24 protein-coding genes are annotated in these 25,186 nt (G+C 71.7%); 13 read left to right on the forward strand and 11 right to left on the reverse strand.

Annotated elements, in window-relative coordinates:
* The 5 genes from leuA to AB0E85_RS36435 all read left to right on the forward strand — a co-directional run.
* Positions 1-1,527, forward strand: a 1,527-nt coding sequence (gene leuA, locus AB0E85_RS36415; protein WP_361936678.1) for a 2-isopropylmalate synthase, incomplete at its 5' end; no start/stop codon positions are given.
* Between the two features lie 211 nt (positions 1,528-1,738).
* Positions 1,739-2,437, forward strand: coding sequence for a TerB family tellurite resistance protein (locus AB0E85_RS36420; protein ID WP_361936680.1), 699 nt, complete (start codon positions 1,739-1,741; stop codon positions 2,435-2,437).
* A gap of 148 nt (positions 2,438-2,585) precedes the next feature.
* Positions 2,586-4,679: an MMPL family transporter gene (locus AB0E85_RS36425; protein WP_361936682.1), complete on the forward strand. Its 2,094-nt coding sequence runs from the start codon at positions 2,586-2,588 to the stop codon at positions 4,677-4,679.
* A 109-nt stretch (positions 4,680-4,788) separates the two neighbouring features.
* The gene (locus AB0E85_RS36430) at positions 4,789-5,967 is read left to right on the forward strand and encodes a histidine kinase (RefSeq protein WP_361936720.1); all 1,179 of its coding nucleotides are present in this window, start codon (positions 4,789-4,791) and stop codon (positions 5,965-5,967) included.
* Entirely contained in the window at positions 5,964-6,626 is a 663-nt protein-coding gene (locus AB0E85_RS36435) for a response regulator transcription factor (RefSeq protein WP_361936684.1), read from the forward strand. The genes AB0E85_RS36430 and AB0E85_RS36435 overlap by 4 nt, the downstream gene beginning before the upstream one ends.
* A 10-nt stretch (positions 6,627-6,636) precedes the next feature.
* Here AB0E85_RS36435 and AB0E85_RS36440 read toward each other — a convergent pair whose 3' ends face one another.
* Genes AB0E85_RS36440 through AB0E85_RS36460 form a run of 5 tightly spaced genes read right to left on the reverse strand, consistent with a single transcriptional unit; the run spans position 6,637 to position 13,147 of the window.
* Entirely contained in the window at positions 6,637-7,569 is a 933-nt protein-coding gene (locus AB0E85_RS36440) for a dihydrodipicolinate synthase family protein (protein WP_361936686.1), read from the reverse strand.
* Positions 7,566-8,585, reverse strand: coding sequence for an ABC transporter ATP-binding protein (locus tag AB0E85_RS36445; RefSeq protein ID WP_361936688.1), 1,020 nt, complete (start codon positions 8,583-8,585; stop codon positions 7,566-7,568). Before AB0E85_RS36445 ends, AB0E85_RS36440 begins: the two co-directional genes overlap by 4 nt.
* Complete coding sequence (locus tag AB0E85_RS36450) at positions 8,582-10,555, reverse strand: dipeptide/oligopeptide/nickel ABC transporter permease/ATP-binding protein (RefSeq protein WP_361936690.1); 1,974 nt, start codon at positions 10,553-10,555, stop codon at positions 8,582-8,584. The genes AB0E85_RS36445 and AB0E85_RS36450 overlap by 4 nt, the downstream gene beginning before the upstream one ends.
* The gene (locus AB0E85_RS36455) at positions 10,552-11,514 is read right to left on the reverse strand and encodes an ABC transporter permease (RefSeq protein ID WP_361936692.1); all 963 of its coding nucleotides are present in this window, start codon (positions 11,512-11,514) and stop codon (positions 10,552-10,554) included. The genes AB0E85_RS36450 and AB0E85_RS36455 overlap by 4 nt, the downstream gene beginning before the upstream one ends.
* 4 nt (positions 11,515-11,518) lie before the next feature.
* Positions 11,519-13,147, reverse strand: a complete 1,629-nt coding sequence (locus AB0E85_RS36460; RefSeq protein ID WP_361936694.1) for an ABC transporter substrate-binding protein — start codon at positions 13,145-13,147, stop codon at positions 11,519-11,521.
* A gap of 227 nt (positions 13,148-13,374) precedes the next feature.
* Between AB0E85_RS36460 and AB0E85_RS36465 the strand changes: the two genes are divergently transcribed.
* On the forward strand, positions 13,375-13,812 hold the full coding sequence (locus tag AB0E85_RS36465) for a protein phosphatase (RefSeq protein ID WP_361936696.1): 438 nt from the start codon (positions 13,375-13,377) through the stop codon (positions 13,810-13,812).
* A 146-nt stretch (positions 13,813-13,958) separates the two neighbouring features.
* On the forward strand, positions 13,959-14,396 hold the full coding sequence (locus AB0E85_RS36470) for a VOC family protein (RefSeq protein WP_361936698.1): 438 nt from the start codon (positions 13,959-13,961) through the stop codon (positions 14,394-14,396).
* 6 nt (positions 14,397-14,402) lie between these two features.
* On the opposite strand, the gene AB0E85_RS36475 is transcribed toward AB0E85_RS36470, so the two are convergent.
* Positions 14,403-15,878 (reverse strand): alpha/beta hydrolase, encoded by a 1,476-nt coding sequence (locus AB0E85_RS36475; protein WP_361936700.1) that lies wholly within the window; start codon positions 15,876-15,878, stop codon positions 14,403-14,405.
* 66 nt (positions 15,879-15,944) lie between these two features.
* Positions 15,945-16,409 (reverse strand): GNAT family N-acetyltransferase, encoded by a 465-nt coding sequence (locus AB0E85_RS36480; protein WP_361936722.1) that lies wholly within the window; start codon positions 16,407-16,409, stop codon positions 15,945-15,947.
* Between the two features lie 246 nt (positions 16,410-16,655).
* On the opposite strand from AB0E85_RS36480, the gene AB0E85_RS36485 reads away from it, so the two are divergent.
* The 5 genes from AB0E85_RS36485 to AB0E85_RS36505 all read left to right on the forward strand — a co-directional run bounded on the left by AB0E85_RS36485 (position 16,656) and on the right by AB0E85_RS36505 (position 20,213).
* Complete coding sequence (locus tag AB0E85_RS36485) at positions 16,656-16,862, forward strand: hypothetical protein (protein WP_361936702.1); 207 nt, start codon at positions 16,656-16,658, stop codon at positions 16,860-16,862.
* Positions 16,859-17,074, forward strand: a complete 216-nt coding sequence (locus AB0E85_RS36490; protein WP_361936704.1) for a hypothetical protein — start codon at positions 16,859-16,861, stop codon at positions 17,072-17,074. Before AB0E85_RS36485 ends, AB0E85_RS36490 begins: the two co-directional genes overlap by 4 nt.
* 26 nt (positions 17,075-17,100) lie before the next feature.
* Positions 17,101-17,847, forward strand: a complete 747-nt coding sequence (recO, locus tag AB0E85_RS36495) for a DNA repair protein RecO (protein WP_003990109.1) — start codon at positions 17,101-17,103, stop codon at positions 17,845-17,847.
* Between the two features lie 81 nt (positions 17,848-17,928).
* Complete coding sequence (locus AB0E85_RS36500) at positions 17,929-18,762, forward strand: isoprenyl transferase (RefSeq protein WP_361936707.1); 834 nt, start codon at positions 17,929-17,931, stop codon at positions 18,760-18,762.
* Between the two features lie 62 nt (positions 18,763-18,824).
* A complete protein-coding gene (locus AB0E85_RS36505; protein WP_361936709.1) occupies positions 18,825-20,213 on the forward strand; it encodes an MFS transporter in 1,389 nt (462 codons plus the stop codon).
* Positions 20,214-20,315: 102 nt separating this feature from the next.
* Here the strand turns inward: AB0E85_RS36505 and AB0E85_RS36510 are convergent, their stop codons facing one another.
* Genes AB0E85_RS36510 through AB0E85_RS36525 form a run of 4 tightly spaced genes read right to left on the reverse strand, consistent with a single transcriptional unit; the run spans position 20,316 to position 23,446 of the window.
* Complete coding sequence (locus tag AB0E85_RS36510; protein WP_361936711.1) at positions 20,316-20,735, reverse strand: transcriptional repressor; 420 nt, start codon at positions 20,733-20,735, stop codon at positions 20,316-20,318.
* A 58-nt stretch (positions 20,736-20,793) separates the two neighbouring features.
* A complete protein-coding gene (locus AB0E85_RS36515) occupies positions 20,794-21,696 on the reverse strand; it encodes a metal ABC transporter permease (RefSeq protein WP_361936713.1) in 903 nt (300 codons plus the stop codon).
* A complete protein-coding gene (locus tag AB0E85_RS36520) occupies positions 21,696-22,463 on the reverse strand; it encodes a metal ABC transporter ATP-binding protein (protein WP_361936715.1) in 768 nt (255 codons plus the stop codon). The genes AB0E85_RS36515 and AB0E85_RS36520 overlap by 1 nt, the downstream gene beginning before the upstream one ends.
* 20 nt (positions 22,464-22,483) lie before the next feature.
* The gene (locus AB0E85_RS36525) at positions 22,484-23,446 is read right to left on the reverse strand and encodes a zinc ABC transporter substrate-binding protein (protein ID WP_361936717.1); all 963 of its coding nucleotides are present in this window, start codon (positions 23,444-23,446) and stop codon (positions 22,484-22,486) included.
* Between the two features lie 240 nt (positions 23,447-23,686).
* Between AB0E85_RS36525 and AB0E85_RS36530 the strand changes: the two genes are divergently transcribed.
* Complete coding sequence (locus AB0E85_RS36530; protein WP_361936719.1) at positions 23,687-25,069, forward strand: glycine--tRNA ligase; 1,383 nt, start codon at positions 23,687-23,689, stop codon at positions 25,067-25,069.
* The last annotated feature ends 117 nt before the right edge of the window (positions 25,070-25,186 follow it).

Genomic DNA, 25,186 nt, shown 5'->3' on the forward strand with positions numbered 1-25,186 from the left:
CTGCTGGTCAAGATGGGCTACAAGGAGATCGAGGTCGGCTTCCCCGCCTCCGGCCAGACCGACTTCGACTTCGTGCGCTCCATCATCGAGGAGCCAGGGGCCATCCCCGACGACGTCACCATCTCCGTACTGACCCAGGCCCGCGAGGACCTGATCGAGCGCACGGTGGAGTCCCTGAAGGGCGCCAAGCGCGCCACCGTCCACCTGTACAACGCCACGGCGCCCGTCTTCCGCCGGGTCGTCTTCCGCGGCTCCAGGGACGACATCAAGCAGATCGCCGTCGACGGCACGCGCCTGGTCATGGAGTACGCCGAGAAGCTGCTGGGCCCGGAGACGGAGTTCGGCTACCAGTACAGCCCCGAGATCTTCACCGACACCGAACTGGACTTCGCGCTGGAGGTCTGCGAGGCGGTCATGGACGTCTGGCAGCCCGGCCCGGGCCGCGAGATCATCCTGAACCTGCCGGCGACCGTCGAGCGCTCCACGCCCTCCACCCACGCCGACCGCTTCGAGTGGATGGGCCGCAACCTCTCCCGCCGCGAGCACGTCTGCCTGTCGGTCCATCCGCACAACGACCGCGGCACCGCCGTCGCCGCCGCCGAACTGGCCCTGATGGCCGGCGCCGACCGCGTCGAGGGCTGTCTGTTCGGCCAGGGCGAGCGCACCGGCAACGTCGACCTGGTCACCCTGGGCATGAACCTGTTCTCCCAGGGCGTCGACCCGCAGATCGACTTCTCCGACATCGACGAGATCCGTCGCACGTGGGAGTACTGCAACCAGATGGACGTCCACCCGCGCCACCCGTACGTGGGCGACCTGGTCTACACGTCCTTCTCCGGCTCCCACCAGGACGCCATCAAGAAGGGCTTCGACGCCATGGAGGCCGACGCGGCCGCGAAGGGCGTCACCGTCGACGACATCGAGTGGGCCGTCCCCTACCTGCCGATCGACCCCAAGGACGTCGGCCGCTCCTACGAAGCGGTCATCCGGGTCAACTCGCAGTCCGGCAAGGGCGGTATCGCCTACGTCCTGAAGAACGACCACAAGCTGGAACTGCCGCGCCGGATGCAGATCGAGTTCTCCAAGCTGATCCAGGCCAAGACGGACGCCGAGGGCGGCGAGGTCACGCCGAAGGACATCTGGTCGGTCTTCCGGGACGAGTACCTGCCCAACCCCGAGAACCCGTGGGGGCGGATCCAGGTCAAGAACAACCAGTCGACGACCGACACCGACGGCGTGGACACGCTGAAGGTGGAGGCCACCGTCGACGGCCAGGACACCGTGCTGACCGGTTCCGGCAACGGTCCGATCTCGGCCTTCTTCGACGCCCTCCAGTCCGTCGGCATCGACGTGCGCCTGCTGGACTACCAGGAGCACACGATGAGCGAGGGTGCCTCGGCGCAGGCCGCCTCCTACATCGAATGCGCCATTGACGACAAGGTCCTGTGGGGCATCGGGATCGACGCGAACACGACGCGGGCCTCGCTGAAGGCCGTGGTCTCGGCCGTCAACCGCGCGACTCGCTGACCAGCCGTACGGGTCCGCGGCCACCGGCCGCTCACCGGCGCCTCAGGGGCTCCGTCCGCCGATGTCCGGCGGGTGGAGCCCCGTCGCATACCGGCCATTGTCTGTGGAGGTCACGGAAAGGTCTCCTCCGGGGTGCTGACTCCTCGTCTCCGATGTGGCTAACATCACGCAAGCACGGCGACGTTGCCGTGCGGCGTGACGGAGGTGCGACGTGCTGCCAGGACGGGGACGAAACGGCCATGCCGCCAGGCTTTCTCGCATCCTGGGCACCCGCACCGCGTGGACGGCCGCCGGTGACGGCGAGTTCTTCTGCCCGGGGTGCGGCGGCGACCGCAACTACCAGCGGCTGACCGGTCAGCGCCGCTTCACCCTGCTCGGCCTGCCCGTGCTGCCGCGGGGCGAGACCGGCCCGGTCGTGGAGTGCGCCGCCTGCCGCCGCCACTTCGGCACCGACGTCCTCGACCATCCGACCACCACCCGCTTCTCCGCGATGCTCCGCGACGCCGTGCACACCGTCGCCCTCGCCGTGCTGGCCGCGGGCGGCGCCGGATCCCGTACGGCACTGGAGGCCGCCGTGCTCGCCGTGCGCGCGGCCGGCTTCGACGACTGCACGGAGGAACAGCTGGCCGCGCTCGTCGAGGCGCTGGAGGCGGACACCGGCCGGATCGCCGGCGAACCCTGCGGTGCGGGGCTGGCCATAGAGCTGCACGAGGCGCTGGACCCGCTGGCCCCGCACCTCGCCGGCGTCGGCCGCGAATCGATCCTGCTCCAGGGCGCCCGCATCGCCCTGGCGGACGGGCCCTACACCCCGGCCGAGCGGGACGTGCTGGCGACGGTCGGGGCGGCCCTCACCATCTGCTCCGACGACGTCACCCGGCTGCTGGCGGCGGCGGCGCGCACCCCCTCGTAGGCCCCCGCGTTACTCCCCGGGGAGTAACGCGCCGACCGGACCGCCCCCGGCAGTAGGCCCCAACTCGACCTCACGCCCGACGAACCGGCACCCGCCCGGCGGGAGTCTGGAGACCGATCCAGACACCCGACCGGAGGGAGCCGGACTCATGGGGGCCGTAAGGACGCGTACCGGGCGCAGGCGGGCCGTGCCCTGGGTGGTGGTCGGGCTCTGGCTCGCCGCCCTCGTGCTGGTCGGGCCGCTGGCCGGCAAGTTCGCCGACATCCAGCAGAACCGCGCGGTCGACTACCTGCCCGACAGCGCGGACTCGACCCAGGTGGCGCGCATCCAGGACGAGTTGCCGGGTGGTGAGGCGACCGACCTGGTGCTCGTCTACCACCGGGACGGCGGCCTGACCGACGCCGACCGGCGCACCGCCGACGAGCAGATCTCCGAGGTGAGCGGTGCCTACGACCTGACGGGTGAACCGCGGGGCATCCCGTCGAAGGACGGCTCCACCCTGATGTACCCGGTCAGCAGCACCCAGCCGGGCCAGGACGAGGAGGCCCGGGACGCCTTCGTCGACGGGGTGCGGGACATCGCCGGGGGCGGCGGCGGGCTGAGCGTCGAGGTCGGCGGGCCCGGCGCGCTGAACACCGACATGAACAAGGTGTTCGAGACGCTCGACGCCACCTTGCTGCTCGCCACCCTCGGCGTCGTCACCGTGCTGCTCGTCCTCATCTACCGCAGTCCCTTCCTGTGGCTGGTGCCCCTCGCCGTGGCAGGGGTCGCCGCCGCCGTGGCGATGGCCGCCGGGTACGGACTGCACGAACTGTTCGACGTCACCGTCACCGGCCAGAGCGGCGGCGTGATGACCGTGCTCGTCCTCGGCGCCGGCACCGACTACGCGCTGCTCCTCATCTCCCGCTACCGCGAGGAACTGCGGCGCCACGAGCGGCCGTACGACGCCATGCGCACCGCCCTGCGCGGCTGCGGGCCGGCGATCCTCGCCTCCTCGGGGACCGTCGCGGCCGGACTGCTGTGCCTGCTCGCCGCGGACCTCAACAGCAGCAGCGGCATGGGGCCGGTCGGCGTGGTCGGGGTGCTCGCCGCGCTGGTCGCCATGACGACCCTGCTGCCGGCGGTCCTCGTCCTGCTGGGGCGGCGGGTGTTCTGGCCGCTGATCCCGGCGTTCGGGAGCGAGCCGAAGGCCCGGCGGTCGCTGTTCGCCGCGATGGGCACCTCGGCGACCCGGCGGCCCGTCACCGTCCTCGTCACCGGGGGTGTCCTGCTCGGAGCGCTCGCGCTCGGCACGCTGAACCTGTCCGGGTCCATCAAGCAGGAGGACTCCTTCACCGAACGGCCCGAGTCCATCACCGCGATGCAGACGCTGGCGCGGGAGTATCCCGAGCGCAGCAGCCGGCCCGTGACCGTCATCGCGCCCGGGGAGCGGGCCGAGGCGGTGGGCGAACGGGCCCGGGCGACCGAGGGGGTCGCCGAGGTGGTGACCGGACGGAGCGGGGCCGGGTGGACCGAGATCGTCGTCTTCACCACGGCGGCCCCGGAGACCCCGGCCGAGACCCGCACCATCGAGGCGCTGCGGGCCGGGATCGACCCCGAGGGCGCGTACGTCGGCGGGCCCAGCGCACAGCAGATCGACCTGGCCGACAGCGAGGCGCGGGACCGGAAGGTGATCGTGCCGCTGGTCCTGGCCGCCGTGTTCGTCATCCTGGTCGGGCTGCTGCGCAGTCTCGTCGCGCCGCTGCTGCTGCTGGCGGCGGTGGTCGCGGTCTGGGGAGCGGCGCTCGGCATCGGAGGGCTGGTGTTCGAGCCGGTCTTCGGGTTCGGCGGGACGGATCCCGGGCTCGGGCTGCTGTCCTTCGTGTTCCTGGTCGCCCTCGGGGTGGACTACGGCATCTTCCTGATGCACCGGATGCGGGAGGAGTCCGTACGAGGGGCCGAGCCGGAGACCGCGGCGCTCACCGCCCTGCGGACGACCGGCGGGGTCATCGCCTCGGCGGGGGTGGTGCTCGCGGCGACGTTCGCGGTGCTGACGACGCTGCCGATGGTCGGGCTGGTGGAACTCGGGTTCGTCATCGCGGTGGGGGTCCTGCTGGACACCTTCCTGGTGCGTACGTACCTGGTGACCACGGCGAGTGTCCTGCTCAAGCGGCGGATGTGGTGGCCGGGCAGGCTCTCCCGCGCGCCGGAGCGGACGGTTCCGCAGAAGGAGCGGGAACCGGTGGCCGCCGACGCCCGCTGACCGACGGCGCCCCTCCTCTCCCGGAGGGGCGCCTTCCTGGCCGAGGATGATGCCCGTGCAGGCACCCACCACCCCGCAGGCGACCTGGTCGCGGTCCGCCGAGCGGATCATGGCCGCGGTCAACCGCGACCCCCTGACCGCCCCGCACGCACTGCGCAACGACGCGCTGCTCGCCGTCTCGGTGGCCGTTGTCGCCGCAGCGCTCGCGCTGTTCGTCGACGACGGCCGCAGGCCCGACGCGCTCGGCTGGGCCCTGCTGCTCGTCTCCCACGTGCCGCTGGTGTGGCGCCGCCGCCGTCCGGTGCTCGTCCTGGTCGCCGTGATCACCTGCGTGTTCCCCTACCACTTCCTCGACTACCCGCACACCGCGGCCACCCAGGCCGCCTACGTCGCCCTGTACACCGTCGCCGTCACCGGCCGGCCGCTGCGCACCGTCCTGGTCGGCATCGGTGTCATCGCCTTGGCGGTGGGCGTGCTGCTCACCATCAGCGCGCAGGAGGCGCTGGGACTGCTGAAGGCGTCCGGCTGGGTCGTCGCCGTGCTGTTCTGCGGGGTCGACGTGCGCTTCTACCGCCAGTACGTCGCCTCCATCGTGGAACGCGCCGAACGCGCCGAACGCACCCGCGAGGAGGAGGCGCGGCGGCGCGTCGCCGAGGAGCGGCTGCGGATCGCCCGGGACCTGCACGACCTGCTGGCCCACAGCATCACCCTCATCGGCGTGCAGACCTCCGTCGCCGCCCACGTCCTGTCGGCCGACCCCGAGCGGCTCGACCGGGAGACGGTCGCCAAGGCCCTCGACGACATCGCCGAGACCTGCCGCAGCGCCCGCGGTGAACTCCGCACCACGCTGGAGGTGCTGCGCGAGCACGGCTCCCCGGACGCCCGCGGCCCGCTGCCCGGCCTCGACGGACTGCCCGACCTGGCTCAGGCCGCGCGGCTCGCCGGTGCCCGGGTCGAGCAGACCGTACGGATACGGCAGGCACCGCCCGCCGTGGGTGCCGCCGCCTACCGCATCGTGCAGGAGGCCCTGACGAACGCGGTACGGCACGCGGGACCCGGACCGGCCGTCAGCGTCGAACTGGCGGAGCGGCAGGGCGCCTTGCACCTGTCGGTGCGCGACGACGGCACCGGCCCGGCCCCGGGCGGCACACCGGGTTTCGGGCTCGTCGGAATGCGGGAGCGGGCCCGCAGCGTCGGTGGCACACTCGACGCCGGACCGCGTACCGGGGGCGGGTTCGAGGTCACCGCGGTCCTGCCGCTGACCACGACGGGGGAGAGGGACGGATGACCATACGGGTGCTGCTCGCGGACGATCAGACCCTGGTGCGTGAGGCGTTCGCGATGCTCGTGGAGTCGGCCCGGGACATGGAGGTCGTCGGCCAGGCCGCCACCGGCAGGCAGGCCGTGGAACTGGCCCGCGGCGCACGCGCCGACCTCGTCGTGATGGACATCCGCATGCCCGACCTGGACGGCATCGAGGCGACCCGGCTCATCGCCGCCGACGAGGATCTCGCCGGCGTCCGGGTGCTCGTCCTCACCACGTACGACACCGACGAGAACATCGTCGACGCGCTGCGCGCCGGTGCCTCCGGGTTCCTGGTCAAGGACACCAGGCCCGCCGAACTCCTCGACGCCATCCGCACGGTCGCCGCCGGGGACTCCCTGCTGTCGCCCGGACCCACCGCACGGCTCATCGAGCGGTTCCTGCGCAGCCCCTCCGCACCGGCGACCGGCGGGCCCGAGTGCCTGTCCGGCCGGGAGCGGGAGGTGCTCGCGCTGGTCGCGCGCGGTCTCAACAACACGGAGATCGCCGACGCGTTGGGCCTGAGCCCGCTCACCGCGAAGACCCACGTCAGCCGCATCATGGGCAAGCTGGCGGCCCGGGACCGGGCCCAACTGGTCATCGTCGCCTACGAGTCGGGGATGGTGACTCCGGGGAGCGTCTGAAGGGTGTCCTTCAGAGCAGCCCGGCCGCCGCGAGGTACTTCCCGACCTGCTCCACCTCGTCCGGCGACAGCGGGATCTGCGGCCGGGCCGTCGCCGGGCAGTCGATCACGCCGCGCAGGTGCAGCGCGGCCTTGAAGGCGCCGATCGCCGAGGAGTTCGGGCCCATCCGGGCCGGGTCGCCGACGCCCACCATGCCGAACAGCGCGCACAGGCGCTCCTGTTCGGCACGGGCACCGTCCCAGTCCCCGGCACGGCACAGGCCGTCCAGGCGGACGTAGCCGTGCGGGTCGACGTTTCCGAGGCCCGGCACCGTGCCGTCCGCGCCGATCGCGAGGGCCGCGTCGACGATCAGCTCGGAGCCGGTCAGCACGCTGAAGCCGGTGATGCCCCGGCGTTCCCGCACGCCGGTCACGACCTGGCGGAAGGCGGCCAGATCACCGCTGGAGTCCTTGAGCCCGGCCACGACGCCGTCGGCGGCCAGTTCCAGCACCACCTCGGCCGGCAGCTTCGTGTGGACAGCGACGGGAAGGTCGTAGGCGATGACCGGGACCGGGCTCGCCGCGGCGACCGCGCGGTAGTGGCGGGCGATCTCCGCCGGGTGGGTGCGGGTGTAGAACGGGGCGGTGACGACGACCGCGTCCGCGCCCGCCGCGGTCACCGACGCCACGTGGTCCAGGACCCGGGGCGTGGTCATGTCGATCGCCCCGGCCAGCACCGGGAGCTGCCCGCCCACGTGTCCCGTCACCGACTCGACGACCAGCCGGCGCTGCCGGTCCGGCAGGAACGCGGCCTCCGAGGTCGAGCCGAGCACGAACAGTCCGTGCACCCCGCCGGCCACCAGATGGTCGACGAGCCCGATCAGCGAGCGGACGTCCACCTCACCGTCCGGTGTCAGGGGCGTGCACACGGGCGGGATGACACCGGTCAGCGGGGTGAATGTCATGGGGCCTCCATCGGATCGCGCCGGTGGACGAGGTCACGGGTCGACTCGTCCTCCCGGACAGGATGGTGGCAGCGGAAGCGGTGCGTGGGCGCCAACGCGGCGGAGAAACCCGGCATCCGTTCCGCGCACGTCCCGTCCGCCTTCCAGCAGCGGGTGCGGAACGGGCAGCCGCTCGGCGGACGGGTCGCCGACGGGACCGGGCCGGCCAGCGGGATCGGGTCGACCGGGTCGAGCAGGCCGGGCGTGGCCGAGAACAGGGCCCGGGTGTACGGGTGCCGGGCCCGGTCGGTGACCAGGGCGGCCGGGCTCTCCTCCACGATCCGGCCCAGGTACATGGTGATCACCCGGTCGCTCATCCGCCGTACCGTCTGGATGTCGTGCGAGACGAACACCAGGGCCAGGCCCAGGCGTTCCTTCAGGTCGAGGAGCAGGTTGAGGATCTGCGCCCGGACCGACACGTCCAGGGCGCTCGTCGGCTCGTCCGCCACGACCAGGTCCGGGTCCAGGGCCAGCGCCCGGGCGATCGCCACGCGCTGGCGCTGCCCGCCCGACAGCTGCCCCGGCAGGGCGTCGGCGAGGGCCCGGGGGAGGCCGACCAGGGACATCAACTCCCGGACTTTTTGCTCACGTTGAGCGCGAGTTCCCCTCTCGTGCACGTCCAGCGGGTCGCGCAGGATCTGCCGGACGGGCAGACGGCGGTTCAGGGCCGTCGACGGGTCCTGGAAGATCATGCCGGTGCTGCCGCCGACGGCCCGGCGGCGCTCGGCGGCCGGCATCGCCCACAGGTCCCTGCCCCGGAAGGACACCGTCCCCCGCGTCGGCCGCTCCACCCCGACCAGCACCCTGGCCAGCGTCGACTTCCCGCAGCCGGACTCGCCGACCACGCCGACGGTCTCGCCGGGGGCGACGGCCAGATCCGCACCGGTCAGGGCGTACACGCGGTCGCGGGTGAACAGGCCGCCACTGCGGGCCTTGTGGACGACGTGCGTGCCGGAGAGTTCCACCAGGGCGTTCACGTCACGACCTCCGAGGTGGTCAGGTCGATCGCGGGGTGGTGGCAGGCGGCCGTGTGCGTCGGCGTGCCCAGCAGGCCGGGGGGTGTCCTGCGGCAGGTCCCGGTGGCGAGCGGGCACCGGCCGGCGAAGCGGCAGCCCGCGGGGAAGTCGGCCGGGGCCGGCACGACGCCCCTGATCTGCGTCATGCGCTCCCGCGCCGACTCCAGCGACAGCACGCTGCCCAGCAGCCCGCGCGTGTAGTGGTGCGCCGGGGACCCGACCAGGTCGGCGGTCACGCCCGTCTCCACGATCTGCCCGCCGTACATCACCACCACCCGGTCGGTGACGTCCGCGACCAGCGCCAGGTCGTGCGAGACCAGGATCAGGGCGAAGCCCAGCTCCTCGCGCAGGCGCAGCAGCAGCTCCACGACCTGCGCCTGCACGGTCACGTCGAGGGCCGTCGTCGGCTCGTCCGCGACGACGAGCTTCGGGTCGCGGGACAGGGCCATCGCGATCAGCACGCGCTGACGCTGCCCGCCGGACAGCTCGTGCGGGTAGCTGCGCAGGGTGCGTTCGGGGTCCAGGCCGACCATCGTCAGCAGCTCCGCGGGAGCGCGGCGGCCGCCGCGCCGCACGACCTGCTTGAGCTGCGCGCGGATCGTCATCGCCGGGTTCAGCGACGACAGCGCGTCCTGGTAGATCATCGCCATCTCGTGGCCGAGCAGCCCGCGGCGCACCCGCATCGGCTCGGCGAGCAGGTCCCGCTGCCGGAAACGGACCTGGCCCCGCACGCGTGCTCCCTTCGGCTGGAGGCCCATGACCGCCAGTGCGGTGAGCGACTTGCCGCAGCCCGACTCGCCGACCAGCCCCAGCACCTCGCCGGGGTGCACCTCGAAGCTGATGCCGTCCACGACGTCGACGCCGCCGTGCCGCCCCTCGAAGCCGACGGCGAGGTTCTCCACCGCGAGCACCGGCTGCCCGCCCCGGGGCAGCCGGCGGGCCCGGGCCCGCAACCGCAGCGCCGCCTCCGCCAGACCGGGCAGCGGCACGACCTGCCCGCTGCCGGGCTCCGGCGCCTCCAGCGGGTCGTCGTCGTCCTCCGGTACGGCCACCTCCCGGGCGGACGGCGCCGCCCACGCGTCGGACACGCCCTCGGACAGGACGTTCAGCGACAGCACCGTGACCAGCATCAGCAGCCCGGGGAACACCGTCGCCCACCAGCCGCCGGTCAGCACCATGTTCTTGCCGTCCGCGATGACACTGCCCCAGGACGGGTCGGGCGGCCGCACGCCCGCCCCGATGAACGACAGCGACGCCTCGAAGACGATCGCCTCGGCGACCTGGACCGTGCAGAACACCAGCACCGGCGCGGCGCAGTTGACCGCCACGTGCCGCAGCACGATGTGCGGGGTCCGGGCGCCGATCACGCGTTCCGCCGTCACATAATCCTCGCCGTACTGGTCGAGGACGTTCGCCCGGACGACCCGGGCCACCGGCGGGGTGAACAGGAACGCGATCGCGCAGATCAGTACCGTGATGCCGCCGCCGAACACCGCCACCAGCACGGCGGCCAGCGCGATGCCCGGGAACGCCATGACGACGTCCAGGCAGCGCATCAGCGTCTCGTCGACCGCCTTGCGGGAGGTCGCGGCGACCGCCCCGAGCAGCGCTCCGGCCACCAGGGCCAGTCCGGTCGCGCCGAGCCCGATCGCGAGCGACCAGCGCGCTCCGTACATCAGCCGGCTGAGGATGTCCCGGCCGAGGCTGTCCTGGCCCATCCAGTGCCCGGCGGACGGATGCCCGGTGCCGCCGGCCGGCGGCTGCTGGTCCAGCGGGTCGTGCGGGGCGAGCAGCGGCGCGAGCAGCGCCATCAGCACGACGACCGCCAGGAAGCAGACGGCGATCTTCGACAGCAGCGGAAGCCGGCGCAGGCCGCGCAGCCGGACGCCGGGCCGGGACAGCGCCGCGGTGAGACTCTTGCGGGTCATCATGGGGTTGCGTCCCTCAGTCGCGGGTTGACCAGCAGGTACAGGACGTCGATGACGAGGTTCACGACGACGAACCCGGCCGCGGTCGTCAGTACGACGCCCTGGACGACGGCCGGGTCGCCGTTCTTCACGGCGTCGATCATCAGCTTGCCCATGCCCGGCAGCGAGAAGATCGTCTCGATGACGACCGCGCCGCCCAGCAGATAGCCGACGCGCAGGCCGAGCACGGTGAGCGGGTTGATGAGCGCGTTGCGCAGCACGTTCCGCCCCACGACCACCCGGGGCGGCAGCCCGCTGCCGATCGCCGTGCGTACGTAGTCCTTGTCCAGCTCCTCCACCACGGCCGTCCGCACGATCCGGGTCAGCTGCGCCGCCACCGGCAGCGACAGCGCGAGAGCGGGAAGGGTCATGGTCCTCAGCCAGCCGGTGAAGGAGTCCGCCGGGTTGATGTAGCCGCCGGTCGGGAACCAGCCCAGGTCGACCGCCAGGTACTGGATCATCAGCAGCGCCAGCCAGAAGCCGGGCGCGGCGACACCGGTCAGGGACACGACCCGGATGATCTGGTCGGGCAGCCGGTCCCGGTGGATCGCCGCGGTCACCCCGCCCACCAGGGACAGCACGACGGCGATGCCCAGTCCCAGAAAGGTGAGTTGCAGGGTGAGCGGCAGCGCGGTGGTGACCTGGTCGATCACCGGCGCCCGGGTCAGCGCGCTGGTGCCGAGGTCGCCGTGGAGCAGGTCGGCGACGAAGTCCGCATAGCGCACCGGCAGCGGGTCCAGCAGTCCGTGTTCCTCTCGGAAGTCGTGCAGCTGCCGCGGGGTGGGGTTGGCGCCCTGGAAGAACGCGGACGCCGGGTCGACGTCCGAGAAGCGCATCACCAGGAACACGAACAGCACGATGCCGAGCACCAGCGGCACGAGCAGGGCGACACGGCGGAGCAGGATCCGCAGGACGGCCGTCATACGCTCAGGCCCATCGGGCCTGGAGGAGGTTGATGCCCGGATACGGCTGTGCCCTCATCCCGCTGAGCAGTTCCGGGTTCCAGGCGGTCATCAGCTCGTTGTGGACGACCGGGTAGAGCACGGCCTGCTCGGCGACGACGTCGATGTAGTCCTGGACCATCGTCTTCTTCCGCGCCGGGTCGGGCTCCCGGGTGGCCCGGTCCATGTCCTTGAAGAGCTGCCTGGCGACGGGATCGGAGGCCCAGCGCGTGTACTGCATCCACAGGTTCTCGGGCCCGTAGTTGTAATGCATGATCAGGTCGGCGTCGATGCCGAACTGGTTGGGGTTCGAGGCGGCGGCCACGACCTGGTAGTCCCGCTTCTGGTCCATCTTCGTGAAGACGGCCGTGGTCTCCTGCGGGGACAGGGTCGTCCGCACCCCGATCGCGTCCCATGAGGCCTTGACGGTCGGCAGGCAGTCGACGATCCAGCTGACGTTCACGGCCAGGATCTCGATGCTCAGCTCCTTGACCCCGGCCGCCCTCAGCAGCGCCTTCGCCTTGTCGGGGTCGTGGTCGTAGACCGTCCTGGCCCGGCGGTAGGACGGGTTGGCCTCGTCGAGGAAGGAGGTGGAGGGCCTGCCGTGGCCCTTGAGGGCGACCTCGACCATCTTCTCGGTGTCGATGGCGTAGTGCAGGGCCTGGCGCACGCGTGGGTCGTCGAAGGGCTTGTGCCTGGTGTTGAACATCAGGAACAGGTTGTTCATCCCGGCCGCGCCCGCGACCGTCATACCGCTGCTCTCCAGCTGCCCGATGTTGGCGTACGGGATGTTGTCGGCGATCTGCGCCCCGGCACTGGAGCCCGAGATCTTCGCGACGCGCGGTGCCGCGTCCACGATGGTCAGCCAGTTCATCTTCCGGAAGGCGGGCCGGCGCGGCCCGTTGTAGCCGTCGAACGCCTCGAAGGTGGTGTTCGACTTGGGGTGGTGCGCGGTCTGCCGGTACGGCCCCGAGCCGATCGCCTTGCCCTTGATCGCCTCCTCCCAGCCCCCGGGCCGGGAGAACACGTGCTTCGGCATGATCTTGGCGAGGGTCAGCCGGGAAAGCCCCTCGGGGAAGGGGAACTTGAGCACCAGCTCGACCTTCCGCGCGTCGAGCTTCCGGACCTCCTTCAGCCAGCTCGCGAAGAAACCTTTGGCGAGGGTCTGGGTGTCCGGGTCGAGGATCCGCTCGAAGACGAAGACGACATCGTCGGCGGTGACGGGCTTGCCGTCGTGGAACGTCGCCCCCGCCCGCAGCGTGAACCTCCACGTCGTGCTGTCCGGGTCCCGCGGCACCTCGGTCGCCAGCGCCGCGTACGGCTCACGGGAGATCGGGTCCGTGTCCAGCAGCCCCTCGTAGATGTGGTGGTTGGCGGCCATGCAGAACGCGGACGCCGTCTGGGTGGGGTCCCAGCTGCCGTCGTTGCCGTAACCGATCACCGCGGTGAGGGTCCGGTCCCGGCCACCGCCGGTGCCCGTGTCGTTGGTGGACTCCGGACCGGACGAACAGGCCGACAGCGACGCGGAGACGGCGGCCGCCGCGCCCAGCGCGCCGGTGTACTTCAGGAACGACCGGCGGTGCGGCGCCGGCACGTCGGGGGGCACGTCGCGCACGGGTCCTCCAGCGAGATCCGGTGGCAGGGGACTGACACGGGAGATACGACGTCCTACGTCCTGTTGGTCAGCGCGACCATAGGAGGGGCCGTGGGGGCGGTCAAGGGATCGCACACGAATGGCGGATCCGCCGCAGGCCGCACCATCGGCACCGCGTCCGCAGTGAGTTGACCGCCTGTCAGGGCAAGTCCGCCACCTGGCGGGCGAACGCGGAGCATGATGAGGGGGTGAGTGAGCTGTGGAGCGAGAGTGACGCCGGTGCCCTGCGACTGCCCTCGGGCCGGCTGGTCCGGGGCCGGGGCCTGCGGCATCCTCTGCACCCCGACGCGCCCCTGCCCTCCTACGGCGTCTACCTGCTCGGCCGGCAGCCGCCCGAGGTCTCCTGGGAGTCCGCCTGGATCCGCTGGCCCGACTTCCGCCTCCCGGCGGACCGGGCGGCCGCCCGCGCGGTGCTGGCCGGTGTATGGGAGCGGGCCGCCGGGGAGCGGGTGGAGATCGCCTGCGGCGGCGGACGCGGCCGTACGGGCACGGCCCTGGCCTGCCTGGCGGTGCTGGACGGGGTGCCGGGGGAGGAGGCGGTGGAGTACGTCCGCCGGCACTACGACCGGCACGCCGTGGAGACGCCCTGGCAGCGGCGGTACGTACGCCGCTTCGGCGAGGGGTGAGCTCCTCGGGCGTCTCCTGCGGCCCGGACGGCCCCGCCTCCGACCGGCACCGGGAGCCGAAGGAGGCGTTCCGCCCGGTGGCCCGCCGGCACGGCTGACGCGCGTGGCCCGTGCGGCGGGGGGACCATGGCCGGGGAGGTGTGCGTATGGACTGGACCCTCGAAGTGCTCGTCGTGCCGGTCTCCGATCTGGACCGGGCCAAGGCCTTCTACCAGGACCAGTGCGGATTCCGCGCCGAGATCGACGCCGCGTTCTTCGAGGGCGTCGGCCGCTTCGTCCAGCTGACCCCGCCCGGGTCCCGATGCTCGATCGTGCTGGAGTCGGGGATGCCCGAGTCGCCGGGGCAGCCGCGGATGGCCCCCGGTTCGCTGCGGGGCCTCCAGCTCTGCGTGACGGACATCGAGGCGGCCAGGGCGGCGCTGGTGGGACGCGGGGTCGAGGTGACTCCCGTCCTGCACGTGGGCGCGTCCGGCTGGGCGGAGGGCCGGGGCGAGGACGGCTGGAACTCCTTCCTCTTCTTCCAGGACCCCGACGGCAACGGCTGGGCGGTCCAGGAGGCCCCGGCCCCCCTCGCCGAACGCTGATCCGGCTCAGTCGCAGTACAGGTCCCGGGCCGGGCGCCGGCCCGTCGCCAGGAAGAGGGAGACCGTGGCGTCACCGCAGGCGTTGCCGTTGGCCAGATAGGCGTCGTGGCCGGTGGAGTTCACCGTGACCATGACCGCCCGGTCGCCGAGGGCCTGCCGCAGCTTGCGGGCTCCCGCCAGCGGGGTGGCGACGTCCCGCTCGTTCTGCACGAGCAGGATGTTGGAGGGGCCGCGGTCGGTGACCCGCACGGCCGGCTCCTTCGGCGCGTACGGCCACGCGGCACACACCATCGGACCGCGCGGCATGCCCGCGGTCAGCGGGTACACGGCCCGGCTCTCGTCGACGTCCTTCTGGTACGCGGCGGCCGAGCCGGGCCACTCGACGTCGTTGCAGATCGTGCCGACGCCGACCGCGGCGAGGTTCTGCGAGACAGACTCCGGCGGGGACGCGGGCGCGGGCGGCACAGTGCCCTTGCGGGCGGCGCGGATGGCCTCGGCCAGGATCGGGTAGTCGTCGGGGTCGTAGAGGCTGGACAGCATGGTCTGGCGGAGCGCGTTGCCGTCCAGCAGCGGGGGGTTGGCGCCGGGCCAGGGCAGGGGGTCGCGGTCCAGCCGGGCGGCGAGCCGCAGGAAGCCGGAGCGGACCTCGGCGGGTGTACGGGCGACCCGGTGCGGATTGCCGCGCTCGGACGCCCACCTGGCGAACTCGGGGAAGTTGTCCTCGACACCGGTCTCGAAGGCGGCGAGCCAGTTGCGGGTGACGCGGGTGTGGTCGGGGTCGTTGTTGCTGTCCAGCACGATGCGGTCGGTGCGGTGCGGGAACAACTGGCCGTAGACCGCGCCGACGTAGGTGCCGTACGAGACACCCCACGCGGAGATCTTCTTCTCGCCGAGGGCGGCCCGCAGGCGGTCCAGGTCACGGGCCTCGTTGGCGGTGCTGATGTGCCGGATCAGCTCCCCGCCGTTGCGGACACAGGCCTCGGCCGTACGCCGGGCGGTGGCCATGTTCCCGTCGATGGAACCGTCCGGGGCCGGCCAGGGCACACGCTTCGTCATGCTGATGTCGGCGGGGTCGGCCTTGCAGTCGACGGAGGTGGAGGGCGCCATCCCGCGCGGCGCGAAACCGACGAGATCGTAGGCGTCCCGCACCTTCTGCGGCAGCTTCTGCCCCTTGCCGGAGGGGTCGCCGAGGCTGTCCCCGCCGGGCCCGCCCGGGATGAGTAACAGCGCGCCCCGCCGCGCGGACGGTTTCTCACTGGGGATCCGGCTGACGGCGATCCGGATCTCCGGGCTGTCGGGGTCGGAGTAGTCCATGGGGACGTCGAGCAGGGCGCACTGCTGTCTGGGGTCGAGGCCGGGGCCGGTGCACCGGGTCCAGTCGAGGGGACCGGGCGTGGGCTCGGACGCCGCACCGGGACCGGCGAACCCGAGCATCGCACCGGCGACGGCGACCAGCGCCAGATGTTTCGTGATCTGCTTCATACCGAGCAGCCTGGCGGACTTCGACGGACGGCCACATCCGGGTGACTCCCGGTGTTCCAGGGGGGATTACCCCAGGGTGGTGCGGATGACCGAGGTTGCGGGGCCGGCGCCCGGCAGCCGCAGCATGAAGACGTCGACCGCGTCCTGCCGCTCCACCGTGAAACCGTGCCGTTCGTAGAGGTGGCGGGCCGGGCTGCCCTGGAGGACGTTCAGGCGGATGGCGTGGCCGGAGGTGTCCGTCCTGCGCAGAAGGGTTCCGAGGACCGCCGAGCCCAGGCCCCGGCCCTGGAGCGCCGGGGCCAGGTAGAAGTGCTCCAGCCAGTGGCCCGTTTCGGACGGGCGCAGGGCGACGCTGCCCGCGAAAGCGCCGGCGACCGTGATGACCGACGTGTGCTGCGCGCGGAAGCCGTCCCGCAGGCGCTGCCTGACCCGGTGCTCGTCGTAACGGCCCAACCGCTCCAGGTCCGGGCGCATCACCACGGCCCGCAGTTCCGCTATCGCCTCGACGTCCGTCGGCCGCGCGGGGCGCAGGTCCCATTCCGGCTGCGGATTCCCCTGTGATGTTTCCACGGCTGGATTGTCTCAACGGGCCGCGGCATACCGCTCGTCGCCATAGGCCTGCCGCAAAGCGTTCCGCACAGGGGCCTTTTGCAGCACTCCGTGCCGAACCCCTTTGTGCCGCGCCGCAGTTGTACGGCACAGACCCTTCCTGAGTGTAGACGCGGAGCGTGACCAGGGGGATGCGAAGAGTGAAATGGCGAAAGGAGGGGGAGCACGGTGGAGGCACGACACTCGGCGCTCTGCGCCGGAGAAGCGGAGGACGCGGTGAAAGAATTGCGGGCAGAACTCGTCAAGGCCGGAATTATCCTGCCCTCACCGGGACTTGACCCGGTGAGTTTCGTGAGGGAAGCGCCCTGCCCGCTCATCGAAGGGGGCCGGTGTGCATCGGACACCGCCCGGTGGCTCGCGGCGGTGCCGCGATGAAGCCTCCCGTCGGCGCGTACGTCGTGGACACCCGCAGCGGCCGCATGGGCATCGTGATGGGGCATGAGGGGCCCTACGTGCAGTTGCGGCCGTACGGGGGCGGCAGGGAGTGGGATGCCGACCCCGGAGCCGTCCGGCACGCCACCCCGGCCGAGCGGCTGCGCGCCGCGACCGCGTACGCCAACGCCCGCAGCAGGGGCGAGGTCCCTTGACGTGACGACCCTGCCAGAATGGCTCCATGAGTCTGTTCCGCGACGACGGCATCGTGCTGCGCACCCAGAAGCTGGGTGAGGCGGACCGGATCATCACGCTGCTCACGCGCGGTCACGGACGGGTGCGCGCGGTGGCCCGGGGTGTGCGCCGGACGAAGTCGAAGTTCGGCGCGCGCCTGGAGCCGTTCTCCCACGTCGACGTGCAGTTCTTCGCCAAGGGGAGCGAGCTCGTCGGGCGCGGACTGCCGCTGTGCACGCAGAGCGAGACCATCGCCCCGTACGGCGGCGGGATCGTCAGCGACTACGCGCGGTACACGGCCGGCACCGTCATGCTGGAGACCGCCGAGCGGTTCACCGACCATGAGGGGGAGCCGGCCGTGCAGCAGTACCTGCTGCTGGTCGGAGGCCTGCGGACCCTCGCCCGGGGGGAGCACGCGCCGCACCTCGTGCTCGACGCGTTCCTGCTCCGCTCCCTGGCCGTCAACGGGTACGCCCCGAGCTTCACCGACTGCGCGAAGTGCGGGATGCCCGGACCCAACCGGTTCTTCTCCGTCGCGTCGGGCGGTTCCGTCTGCGTGGACTGCCGGGTGCCCGGCAGCGTCGTACCCTCGCCCCAGGCCCTGGAACTCCTCGGTGCCCTGCTTACGGGAGACTGGGAGACCGCGGACGCGTGCGAGGCGCGCTACGTCCGCGAGGGCAGCGGGCTGGTGTCCGCGTATCTGCACTGGCACATGGAGCGCGGGCTGCGCTCCCTGCGCTACGTCGAGAAGTAACGCGAGCAGCGCGGAACGCGAGCGGCGGACGTCGCGAGCAGCGGAAAACAGAGCAAGCGAGCACGAGGAGACGAGAAACACATGGCCGTACGCGGGATCCTGGGGCGCCAGCGCCGGGAGTACAGGACGCCGGAGCCGCACCCGTCCGGCGCGCGGCCCCCGAAGATCCCCGGGGAGTTCGTACCGCAGCATGTGGCGATCGTCATGGACGGCAACGGCCGCTGGGCCAAGGACCGGGGCCTGCCGCGCACCGAAGGGCACAAGGTCGGCGCCGAGCGCGTCCTGGACGTGCTCCAGGGGGGCATCGAGATGGGCGTGGGCGCCATCTCCCTGTACGCCTTCTCCACCGAGAACTGGAAGCGCTCGCCCGACGAGGTGCGCTTCCTGATGAACTTCAACCGGGACTTCATCCGCAAGACCCGCGACCAGCTCGACGAGCTGGGCATCCGGGTGCGCTGGGTGGGCCGCATGCCCAAGCTGTGGCGTTCGGTCGCCAAGGAGCTCCAGGTCGCCCAGGAGCAGACCAAGGGCAACGACCGGCTGACCCTGTACTTCTGCATGAACTACGGGGGCCGGGCCGAGATCGCCGACGCCGCCAAGGCCATGGCGGAGGACGTGAAGAGCGGCAAGCTCGACCCGTCCAAGGTCAGCGAGAAGACCTTCGCGAAGTACATGTACTACCCGGACATGCCGGACGTGGACCTGTTCCTGCGGCCCAGCGGTGAGCAGCGCACCTCGAACTACCTGATCTGGCAGAGCGCCTACGCCGAGATGGTCTTCCAGGACGTGCTGTGGCCCGACTTCGACCGGCGCGACCTGTGGCGGGCCTGCCTGGAGTTCGCCTCGCGGGACCGGCGCTTCGGCGGTGCCGTACCGAACGAGGAGCTGCTGGCCGTGGAGGGCGAGCAGCCGTAGCACGCGGGGGCGGCCCGGCCCCTCCGGTGGCAGCCGGGCCGCGACGGCGGTGTCCTGATGACATGGGCTCCACCGCCGTCGGCGCCCCCCGGCGGACCACACGACGGGCCGGGATCTTCCTCGCCTCCTCCCTCGCCCTGTTCTGCATCCAGCTGGACTTCTTCGCGCTCAACCTGGCCATCCCCGGGATCTCCGACGAGCTGGACACGACCGTTTCCGCGGCCCAGTGGACGCTGTCGGCCTACATGCTCGCCGTCGGCTGCCTGTTCATCGTCGGCGGGCGGCTGGGCGATCTCCTCGGCCGGCGTCCGGTCCTGCTGGCCGGGACCGGGCTGTTCGCCGCCGCCTCCGTCGGCTGCGCCCTCGCGCCGAGCCTCGGGGTGCTCGTCGCGGCCCGGATCGTGCAGGGCGCGGGCGCGGCGCTGATCTTCCCCGTGTCGGTGTCCGTGATCACCAACGCCTTTCCCGAGGCGACCCGGGCCCGGGCGCTCGGGGCGATGTTCGGGATCGCCAACGTCGGCACCGCCCTCGGGCCGTTCGTCGGAGGCGGCTTCACCGACGGGCCGGGCTGGCGGTGGATCTTCTGGCTGCTGGCGCCGCTCAGCGCCCTCGCCCTGCTGATCGCCCTGCGGTACGTGCCCGACTCACGGGACGAGAGCGCCTCGCGCCAGGTCGACCTGCCCGGCTGCCTGGCCGTCGTGACGAGCCTGGCCGCCCTGACCCTGGCGGTGGAGCGGGGCAGCGCCTGGGGCTGGGACCACGCCCGCACGCTCGCCCTGTTCGGAGCCGCCGTGGTGGCCGGCGCCCTGTTCGTCCTGCGGGAACGGACCTGCCGGCATCCCCTGGTCGACTTCCGGCTCTTCCGCAACATCCGCTTCGACCTCGTCACCGTGATGGGGTCGGTGGCCAACATGGGCTATGCCGTCACCGTGTTCCTCGCCACCCTCCAGTTGCAGCAGGTGCGGGGCCTGTCGGCGATCCTGTCCGGCACGGTGTTCCTCGCCCCGGCCGTCATGGTGGCCTGCTCCGGGCCCATCGGCGCCTGGCTGTCCGGCCGGATGCGCGCCACCGGCGTCATGGCCCTGGCCGGGGTCGTCGCCGGCACCGGCATGATCGGGCTGAGCTGGGCGTGGTCCTGGTGGTTCTACGTGCCGGTCTTCACCTGGTGCGCGCTCGGGCTCGGCCTGGGCTGGACCTTCGCCAGTGTGGCCACCCAGCAGGTCGTGTCGCCCGCCCGCGCCGGCGAGGCCTCGGGCGTCGTCCTCACCGCCCTCGTCACGCTGGGCGCCATCGGGCTCGCGGCCACGGCGGCGGCCATCACCTCGCTCACGCCGGAGACCGGCCCGGAGCGCGCCTACGACCTCATCCTGCGTGTCGGCGGCACCGTGATCCTGGCCTCGACGGCCCTGTCCCTGCTCGTCCGCCGCGCACTGAGCGCCCGGGGCGCATAGAAACCAGGAGGCTTCCTGCCTCAGGGGCGCGGGGAACTGCGCGAACGGCCACAACGCACCCGCGGACGGCGACCGGACGCCACCCTCACGGCGATCCCCCGCTCAACCGCCGGAGGCAGCCGCGCAATCCGCACAGGTCCCGAAAATCTCCACCGTGTGAGCCACGTTCACATACCCGTGCTCCGCCGCGATGGACTCGGCCCACTTCTCCACCGCCGGCCCCTCGACCTCGACGGCCTTGCCGCAGCTCCGGCACACGAGGTGGTGGTGATGGTCGTCGGTGGAACAACGCCGGTAGACGGACTCGCCGTCGGCCGTGCGCAGGACGTCGACCTCACCGGCGTCGGCGAGGGACTGAAGGGTGCGGTAGACCGTGGTGAGCCCGACCGAGTCGCCCTTGTGCTTGAGCATGTCGTGCAGTTCCTGCGCGCTGCGGAACTCGTCGACCTCCTGAAGGGCCGCCGACACAGCGGCCCGCTGCTTGGTGGCGCGGCCCTTCACGGACGGTCCAGCGGTCGTCACCGTTGCCTCCTCACGTCTGCCTTGCCCGGGCCATTGTGCCAGCCCGTGGCGGGGGCGGTCAGACGCCGACCTCGTCGGCCGCCGCCCGGCTGCCCGGAATGGCGCACTCGGCGGGGTCGCCCGTCGTGTCCCCGCCCGCCGCGGCGCGGGCGCGGCGGCGGGCCAGCGGGGCCGCGAGCGCCGTCAGCACGATGAACGCGCCGATGGTCAGCAGCACGATCGTCGCGCCGGGCGGCACGTCCTGGTAGTACGAGGTGACCGTGCCGCCGATCGTCACGCTGACACCGATGGCCACGGCGATGGCGAACGTGGCGGCGAAGCTCCGGCCGATCTGCTGGGCGGCCGCGACCGGCACCACCATCAGGGCGCTGACCAGCAGCAGCCCCACCACGCGCATCGCCACCGTCACCGTGACGGCCGCGGTGACCGCCGTCAGCAGGTTCAGCACGCGCACCGGAAGGCCCGTCACCCGGGCGAACTCCTCGTCCTGGCTGACCGCGAACAGCTGACGCCGCAGCCCGAGGGTGACCAGCACGACGAAGGCGGCGAGGATGCAGATCGCCGTGACGTCCGACTGAGACACCGTCGACAGCGAACCGAACAGGTACGACGTCAGATTGGCGTTCGAGCCGGTGGGCGCCAGATTGATGAACATCACACCGCCGGCCATGCCGCCGTAGAACAGCATCGCGAGGGCGATGTCGCCGCGGGTCTTGCCGTACCAGCGGATCAGCTCCATGAGGACCGCGCCGAGGACGGAGACGAGGGTCGCCATCCACACCGGGGACCAGGTCAGCAGGAAGCCGAGACCGACGCCGGTCATCGCCACGTGGCCGATGCCGTCGCCCATCAGGGCTTGGCGGCGCTGCACCAGGTAGATCCCCACGGCGGGAGCGGTGATGCCGACCAGGACGGCGGCGAGCAGGGCCCGCTGCATGAAGGCGTAGTCGAGGAAGTCCATCAGCTCAGCAGTCCCGTGCGGATCGGTTCGGTGCCCGCCGGCGCGTGCGGGTGTACGTGGTCGTGGCCGGGCAGGGCGTGCTGCCCGACGGCCTTCGGGGGCGGCCCGTCGTGGACGACGCAGCCGTCGCGCAGGACGACCGCCCGGTCGATGAGGGGTTCCAGGGGGCCCAGTTCGTGCAGCACGAGCAGCACCGTCGTGCCCTGGCCGACCTGCTCCCGCAGGGTGTGCGCGAGGACCTCCTGGCTGGCCAGGTCGACGCCGGCCATCGGCTCGTCCATGATCAGCAGCTCGGGTTCGGAGGCGAGCGCGCGGGCGATCAGGACCCGCTGGTGCTGGCCGCCGGAGAGGGCGTCGACGGAGTCCTTGGCCCGGTCGGCCATGCCGACGAGGTCCAGGGCACGTCGTACGGCCGCGTGGTCGGCCTTGCGCAGGACGCCGAAGCGGGCCCGGGACAGGCGGCCGGAGGAGACCACCTCGGTCACCGTGGCGGGCACGCCGCCCGCGGCCGTGGTGCGCTGCGGGACGTAGCCCACGCGGTGCCAGTCGCGGAACCGCCTGCGGTCCGTGCCGAACAGCCGGATCTCCCCGGCGCCGGTCTGCACCTGGCCGATGATGCTGCGCACGGCCGTCGACTTGCCCGAGCCGTTCGCGCCGAGCAGGGCGACGACCTCACCGCGGCCCACGGTGAGGTCGATGCCGCGCAGCACGGGGCGCGAGCCGAGGTCCGCGCGGACCCCGCGCAGGGATACGACGGGCTCGGTCATGCCGTCCTCCGATGGGTCGATCACTTGGCTCCCAGGGCCGTCTGAAGGGCCTTGAGGTTGGATTCCATGACCTGGAAGTAGTCGTCGCCGCGGGACTTGTCCGTGATGCCCTCCAGGGGATCGAGGACGTCCGTCTTCAGGTTCGCGTCGCGGGCGAGGGTCTTCGCGGTCTTGTCGGAGACCAGTGTCTCGTAGAAGACGGTGGTGACGCCGTCGGCCTTCGCCTCCTGCTGGAGCTCCCGGACGCGGGCGCCGCTGGGCTCGCTCTCGGGGTCGATGCCGGAGATGGCCTCCTGGGTGAGGCCGTAGCGCTCGGCGAGGTAGCCGAAGGCGGCGTGGTTGGTGAAGAAGACCTTGGACCTGGTGTTCTTCAGGCCGTTCTCGAAGTCGCCGTTCAGCCCGTTCAGCTTCTTGACCAGGGCCTCGGTGTTCTTCTTGTAGTCGGCCGCGTGGTCGGGGTCGGCCTTCTCGAAGGCCTTGCCGACGCCCTGGGCGATCTCGGCGTACTTCACCGGGTCGAGCCAGACGTGCGGGTCGCGGCCGTGCTCCTCCTCGGCGTGGCCCTCCTCCTCGCCGTGGCCCTCCTCACCCTCGTGGGTGTGGCCGCCGGTGCCGTGGTCCTCCAGGTGGGTCAGCGTGGCCGCGTCGATCTTGGTCTTGATGCCCGTCTGGCCGACGGCCTCGTCGACGGCGGGCTGGAGGCCCTTGAGGTAGAGCGCCGCGTCGGCCTCCTCCAGCTGCGCGCGCTGCTTGGTGCTGATCTCCAGGTCGTGCGGCTCCTGGCCGGGCTCGGTCAGGCTGGTGACGTTCGCGTGGTCGCCGCCGATCTGCTCGGCGAGGAACGCCATCGGGTAGAACGACGCGACGACGTCGAACTTGTCCGTGTTGCCCGAGACCGCGCTGTCGCTGGAGCAGGCGGTCAGGGCGCCGAGGCCGAGAGCGGAGGCCAGGGCGGCGGGTATCAGGCGTCGTCGTACGTTCATGACACTCATTTTCAGCAAATATGGAAACCGTTGTCAATAAACGGTCGGGCGGCGGGGTCCGGAGGGCGCCCGGCGGCAGTCCGAGGGGGAGCGATTTGATTGAGAGGGCGCCCCCGCCGGTAACCTGAAGCATTCGCTGGAAGCAACTCGCTTCGCCCGCCCGTCTCCCGACCACCACCCCTCGTCGAGGCGCTTCCGCACCGCCCCGTCAGTATTCGTCGTCGTAATGAAGAGAGCACCGTGGCCGCCGACAAGATCGACACCATCGTCAGCCTGAGCAAGCGCCGTGGCTTCGTATTCCCCTGTAGTGAGATCTACGGCGGTCAGCGCGCCGCTTGGGACTACGGCCCCCTGGGTGTCGAGCTCAAGGAGAACCTCAAGCGCCAGTGGTGGCGCTACATGGTGACGTCGCGCGAGGACGTCGTGGGCATCGACTCGTCCGTGATCCTGGCCCCCGAGGTCTGGGTCGCCTCCGGTCACGTCGCCACCTTCACGGACCCGCTGACCGAGTGCACCTCCTGCCACAAGCGGTTCCGCGCGGACCACCTGGAGGAGGCCTACGAGGAGAAGAAGGGCCGCGCCCCGGAGAACGGCCTCCTCGACGTCAACTGCCCCAACTGCGGCAACAAGGGCCAGTTCACCGAGCCCAAGCAGTTCTCGGGCCTGCTGTCCACCCACCTCGGCCCCACGCAGGACTCCGGCTCCGTCGCCTACCTGCGCCCCGAGACCGCCCAGGGCATCTTCACCAACTTCTCGCAGGTGCAGACCACCTCGCGCCGCAAGCCGCCGTTCGGCATCGCCCAGATGGGCAAGTCCTTCCGCAACGAGATCACGCCCGGCAACTTCATCTTCCGCACCCGCGAGTTCGAGCAGATGGAGATGGAGTTCTTCGTCAAGCCGGGCGAGGACGAGAAGTGGCAGGAGTACTGGATGGAGCAGCGCTGGAACTGGTACACCGGCCTCGGCCTGCGCGAGGAGAACATGCGGTGGTACGAGCACCCGAAGGAGAAGCTCTCCCACTACTCCAAGCGCACCGCCGACATCGAGTACCGGTTCTCCTTCGGCGGCAGTGAGTGGGGCGAGCTCGAAGGCGTCGCCAACCGCACCGACTATGACCTCGGTGCCCACTCCAAGGCCTCCGGTCAGGACCTCACCTACTTCGACCAGGAGGCCGGCGAGCGCTGGACCCCCTACGTCATCGAGCCCGCGGCCGGTGTCGGCCGCGCGATGCTGGCGTTCCTCCTGGACGCCTACATCGAGGACGAGGCCCCCAACGCCAAGGGCAAGATGGAGAAGCGCACCGTGCTGCGCCTCGACTCGCGCCTCGCCCCGGTGAAGGTCGCGGTCCTGCCGCTGTCCCGCAACCCGGAGCTGTCCCCGAAGGCCAAGGGTCTCGCCCAGGCGCTCCGGCAGAACTGGAACATCGAGTTCGACGACGCCGGCGCCATCGGCCGCCGCTACCGCCGCCAGGACGAGATCGGCACGCCGTTCTGCGTGACCGTCGACTTCGACACCCTGGAGGACAACGCGGTCACCGTCCGCGAGCGCGACTCGATGAAGCAGGAGCGCGTCTCCCTCGACCAGATCGAGGGCTACCTGGCGGCCCGCCTGATCGGCTGCTGAGCGCCTTTCGCAGTGTCGCGGTGCCGGGTTCCTCCACGGAGGGGCCTCGGCGGCGCCAAGAACCACATGCTGGTGCTGCCGGACGCCGATCTGGAACTCGCCGCCGACCAGGCGATC

Origin of the sequence: Streptomyces sp. NPDC029044 (assembly GCF_040637495.1) — a bacterium.
In the GTDB taxonomy this organism is placed as follows: Bacteria; Actinomycetota; Actinomycetes; order Streptomycetales; family Streptomycetaceae; genus Streptomyces.

Excerpts from the sequence above, each read along its gene's own strand:
- AB0E85_RS36525 (WP_361936717.1), bottom strand. The coding sequence starts at position 23,446 with ATGAACGTACGACGACGCCTGATACCCGCCGCCCTGGCCTCCGCTCTC.
- AB0E85_RS36490 (WP_361936704.1), top strand. The coding sequence starts at position 16,859 with ATGAAGCCTCCCGTCGGCGCGTACGTCGTGGACACCCGCAGCGGCCGC.
- AB0E85_RS36520 (WP_361936715.1), bottom strand. The coding sequence starts at position 22,463 with ATGACCGAGCCCGTCGTATCCCTGCGCGGGGTCCGCGCGGACCTCGGC.
- AB0E85_RS36500 (WP_361936707.1), top strand. The coding sequence starts at position 17,929 with ATGGCCGTACGCGGGATCCTGGGGCGCCAGCGCCGGGAGTACAGGACG.
- AB0E85_RS36470 (WP_361936698.1), top strand. The coding sequence starts at position 13,959 with ATGGACTGGACCCTCGAAGTGCTCGTCGTGCCGGTCTCCGATCTGGAC.
- AB0E85_RS36475 (WP_361936700.1), bottom strand. The coding sequence starts at position 15,878 with ATGAAGCAGATCACGAAACATCTGGCGCTGGTCGCCGTCGCCGGTGCG.
- AB0E85_RS36505 (WP_361936709.1), top strand. The coding sequence starts at position 18,825 with ATGGGCTCCACCGCCGTCGGCGCCCCCCGGCGGACCACACGACGGGCC.
- AB0E85_RS36440 (WP_361936686.1), bottom strand. The coding sequence starts at position 7,569 with ATGACATTCACCCCGCTGACCGGTGTCATCCCGCCCGTGTGCACGCCC.
- AB0E85_RS36435 (WP_361936684.1), top strand. The coding sequence starts at position 5,964 with ATGACCATACGGGTGCTGCTCGCGGACGATCAGACCCTGGTGCGTGAG.
- AB0E85_RS36455 (WP_361936692.1), bottom strand. The coding sequence starts at position 11,514 with ATGACGGCCGTCCTGCGGATCCTGCTCCGCCGTGTCGCCCTGCTCGTG.
- AB0E85_RS36425 (WP_361936682.1), top strand. The coding sequence starts at position 2,586 with ATGGGGGCCGTAAGGACGCGTACCGGGCGCAGGCGGGCCGTGCCCTGG.
- recO (WP_003990109.1), top strand. The coding sequence starts at position 17,101 with ATGAGTCTGTTCCGCGACGACGGCATCGTGCTGCGCACCCAGAAGCTG.
- AB0E85_RS36450 (WP_361936690.1), bottom strand. The coding sequence starts at position 10,555 with ATGATGACCCGCAAGAGTCTCACCGCGGCGCTGTCCCGGCCCGGCGTC.
- AB0E85_RS36430 (WP_361936720.1), top strand. The coding sequence starts at position 4,789 with ATGGCCGCGGTCAACCGCGACCCCCTGACCGCCCCGCACGCACTGCGC.
- AB0E85_RS36515 (WP_361936713.1), bottom strand. The coding sequence starts at position 21,696 with ATGGACTTCCTCGACTACGCCTTCATGCAGCGGGCCCTGCTCGCCGCC.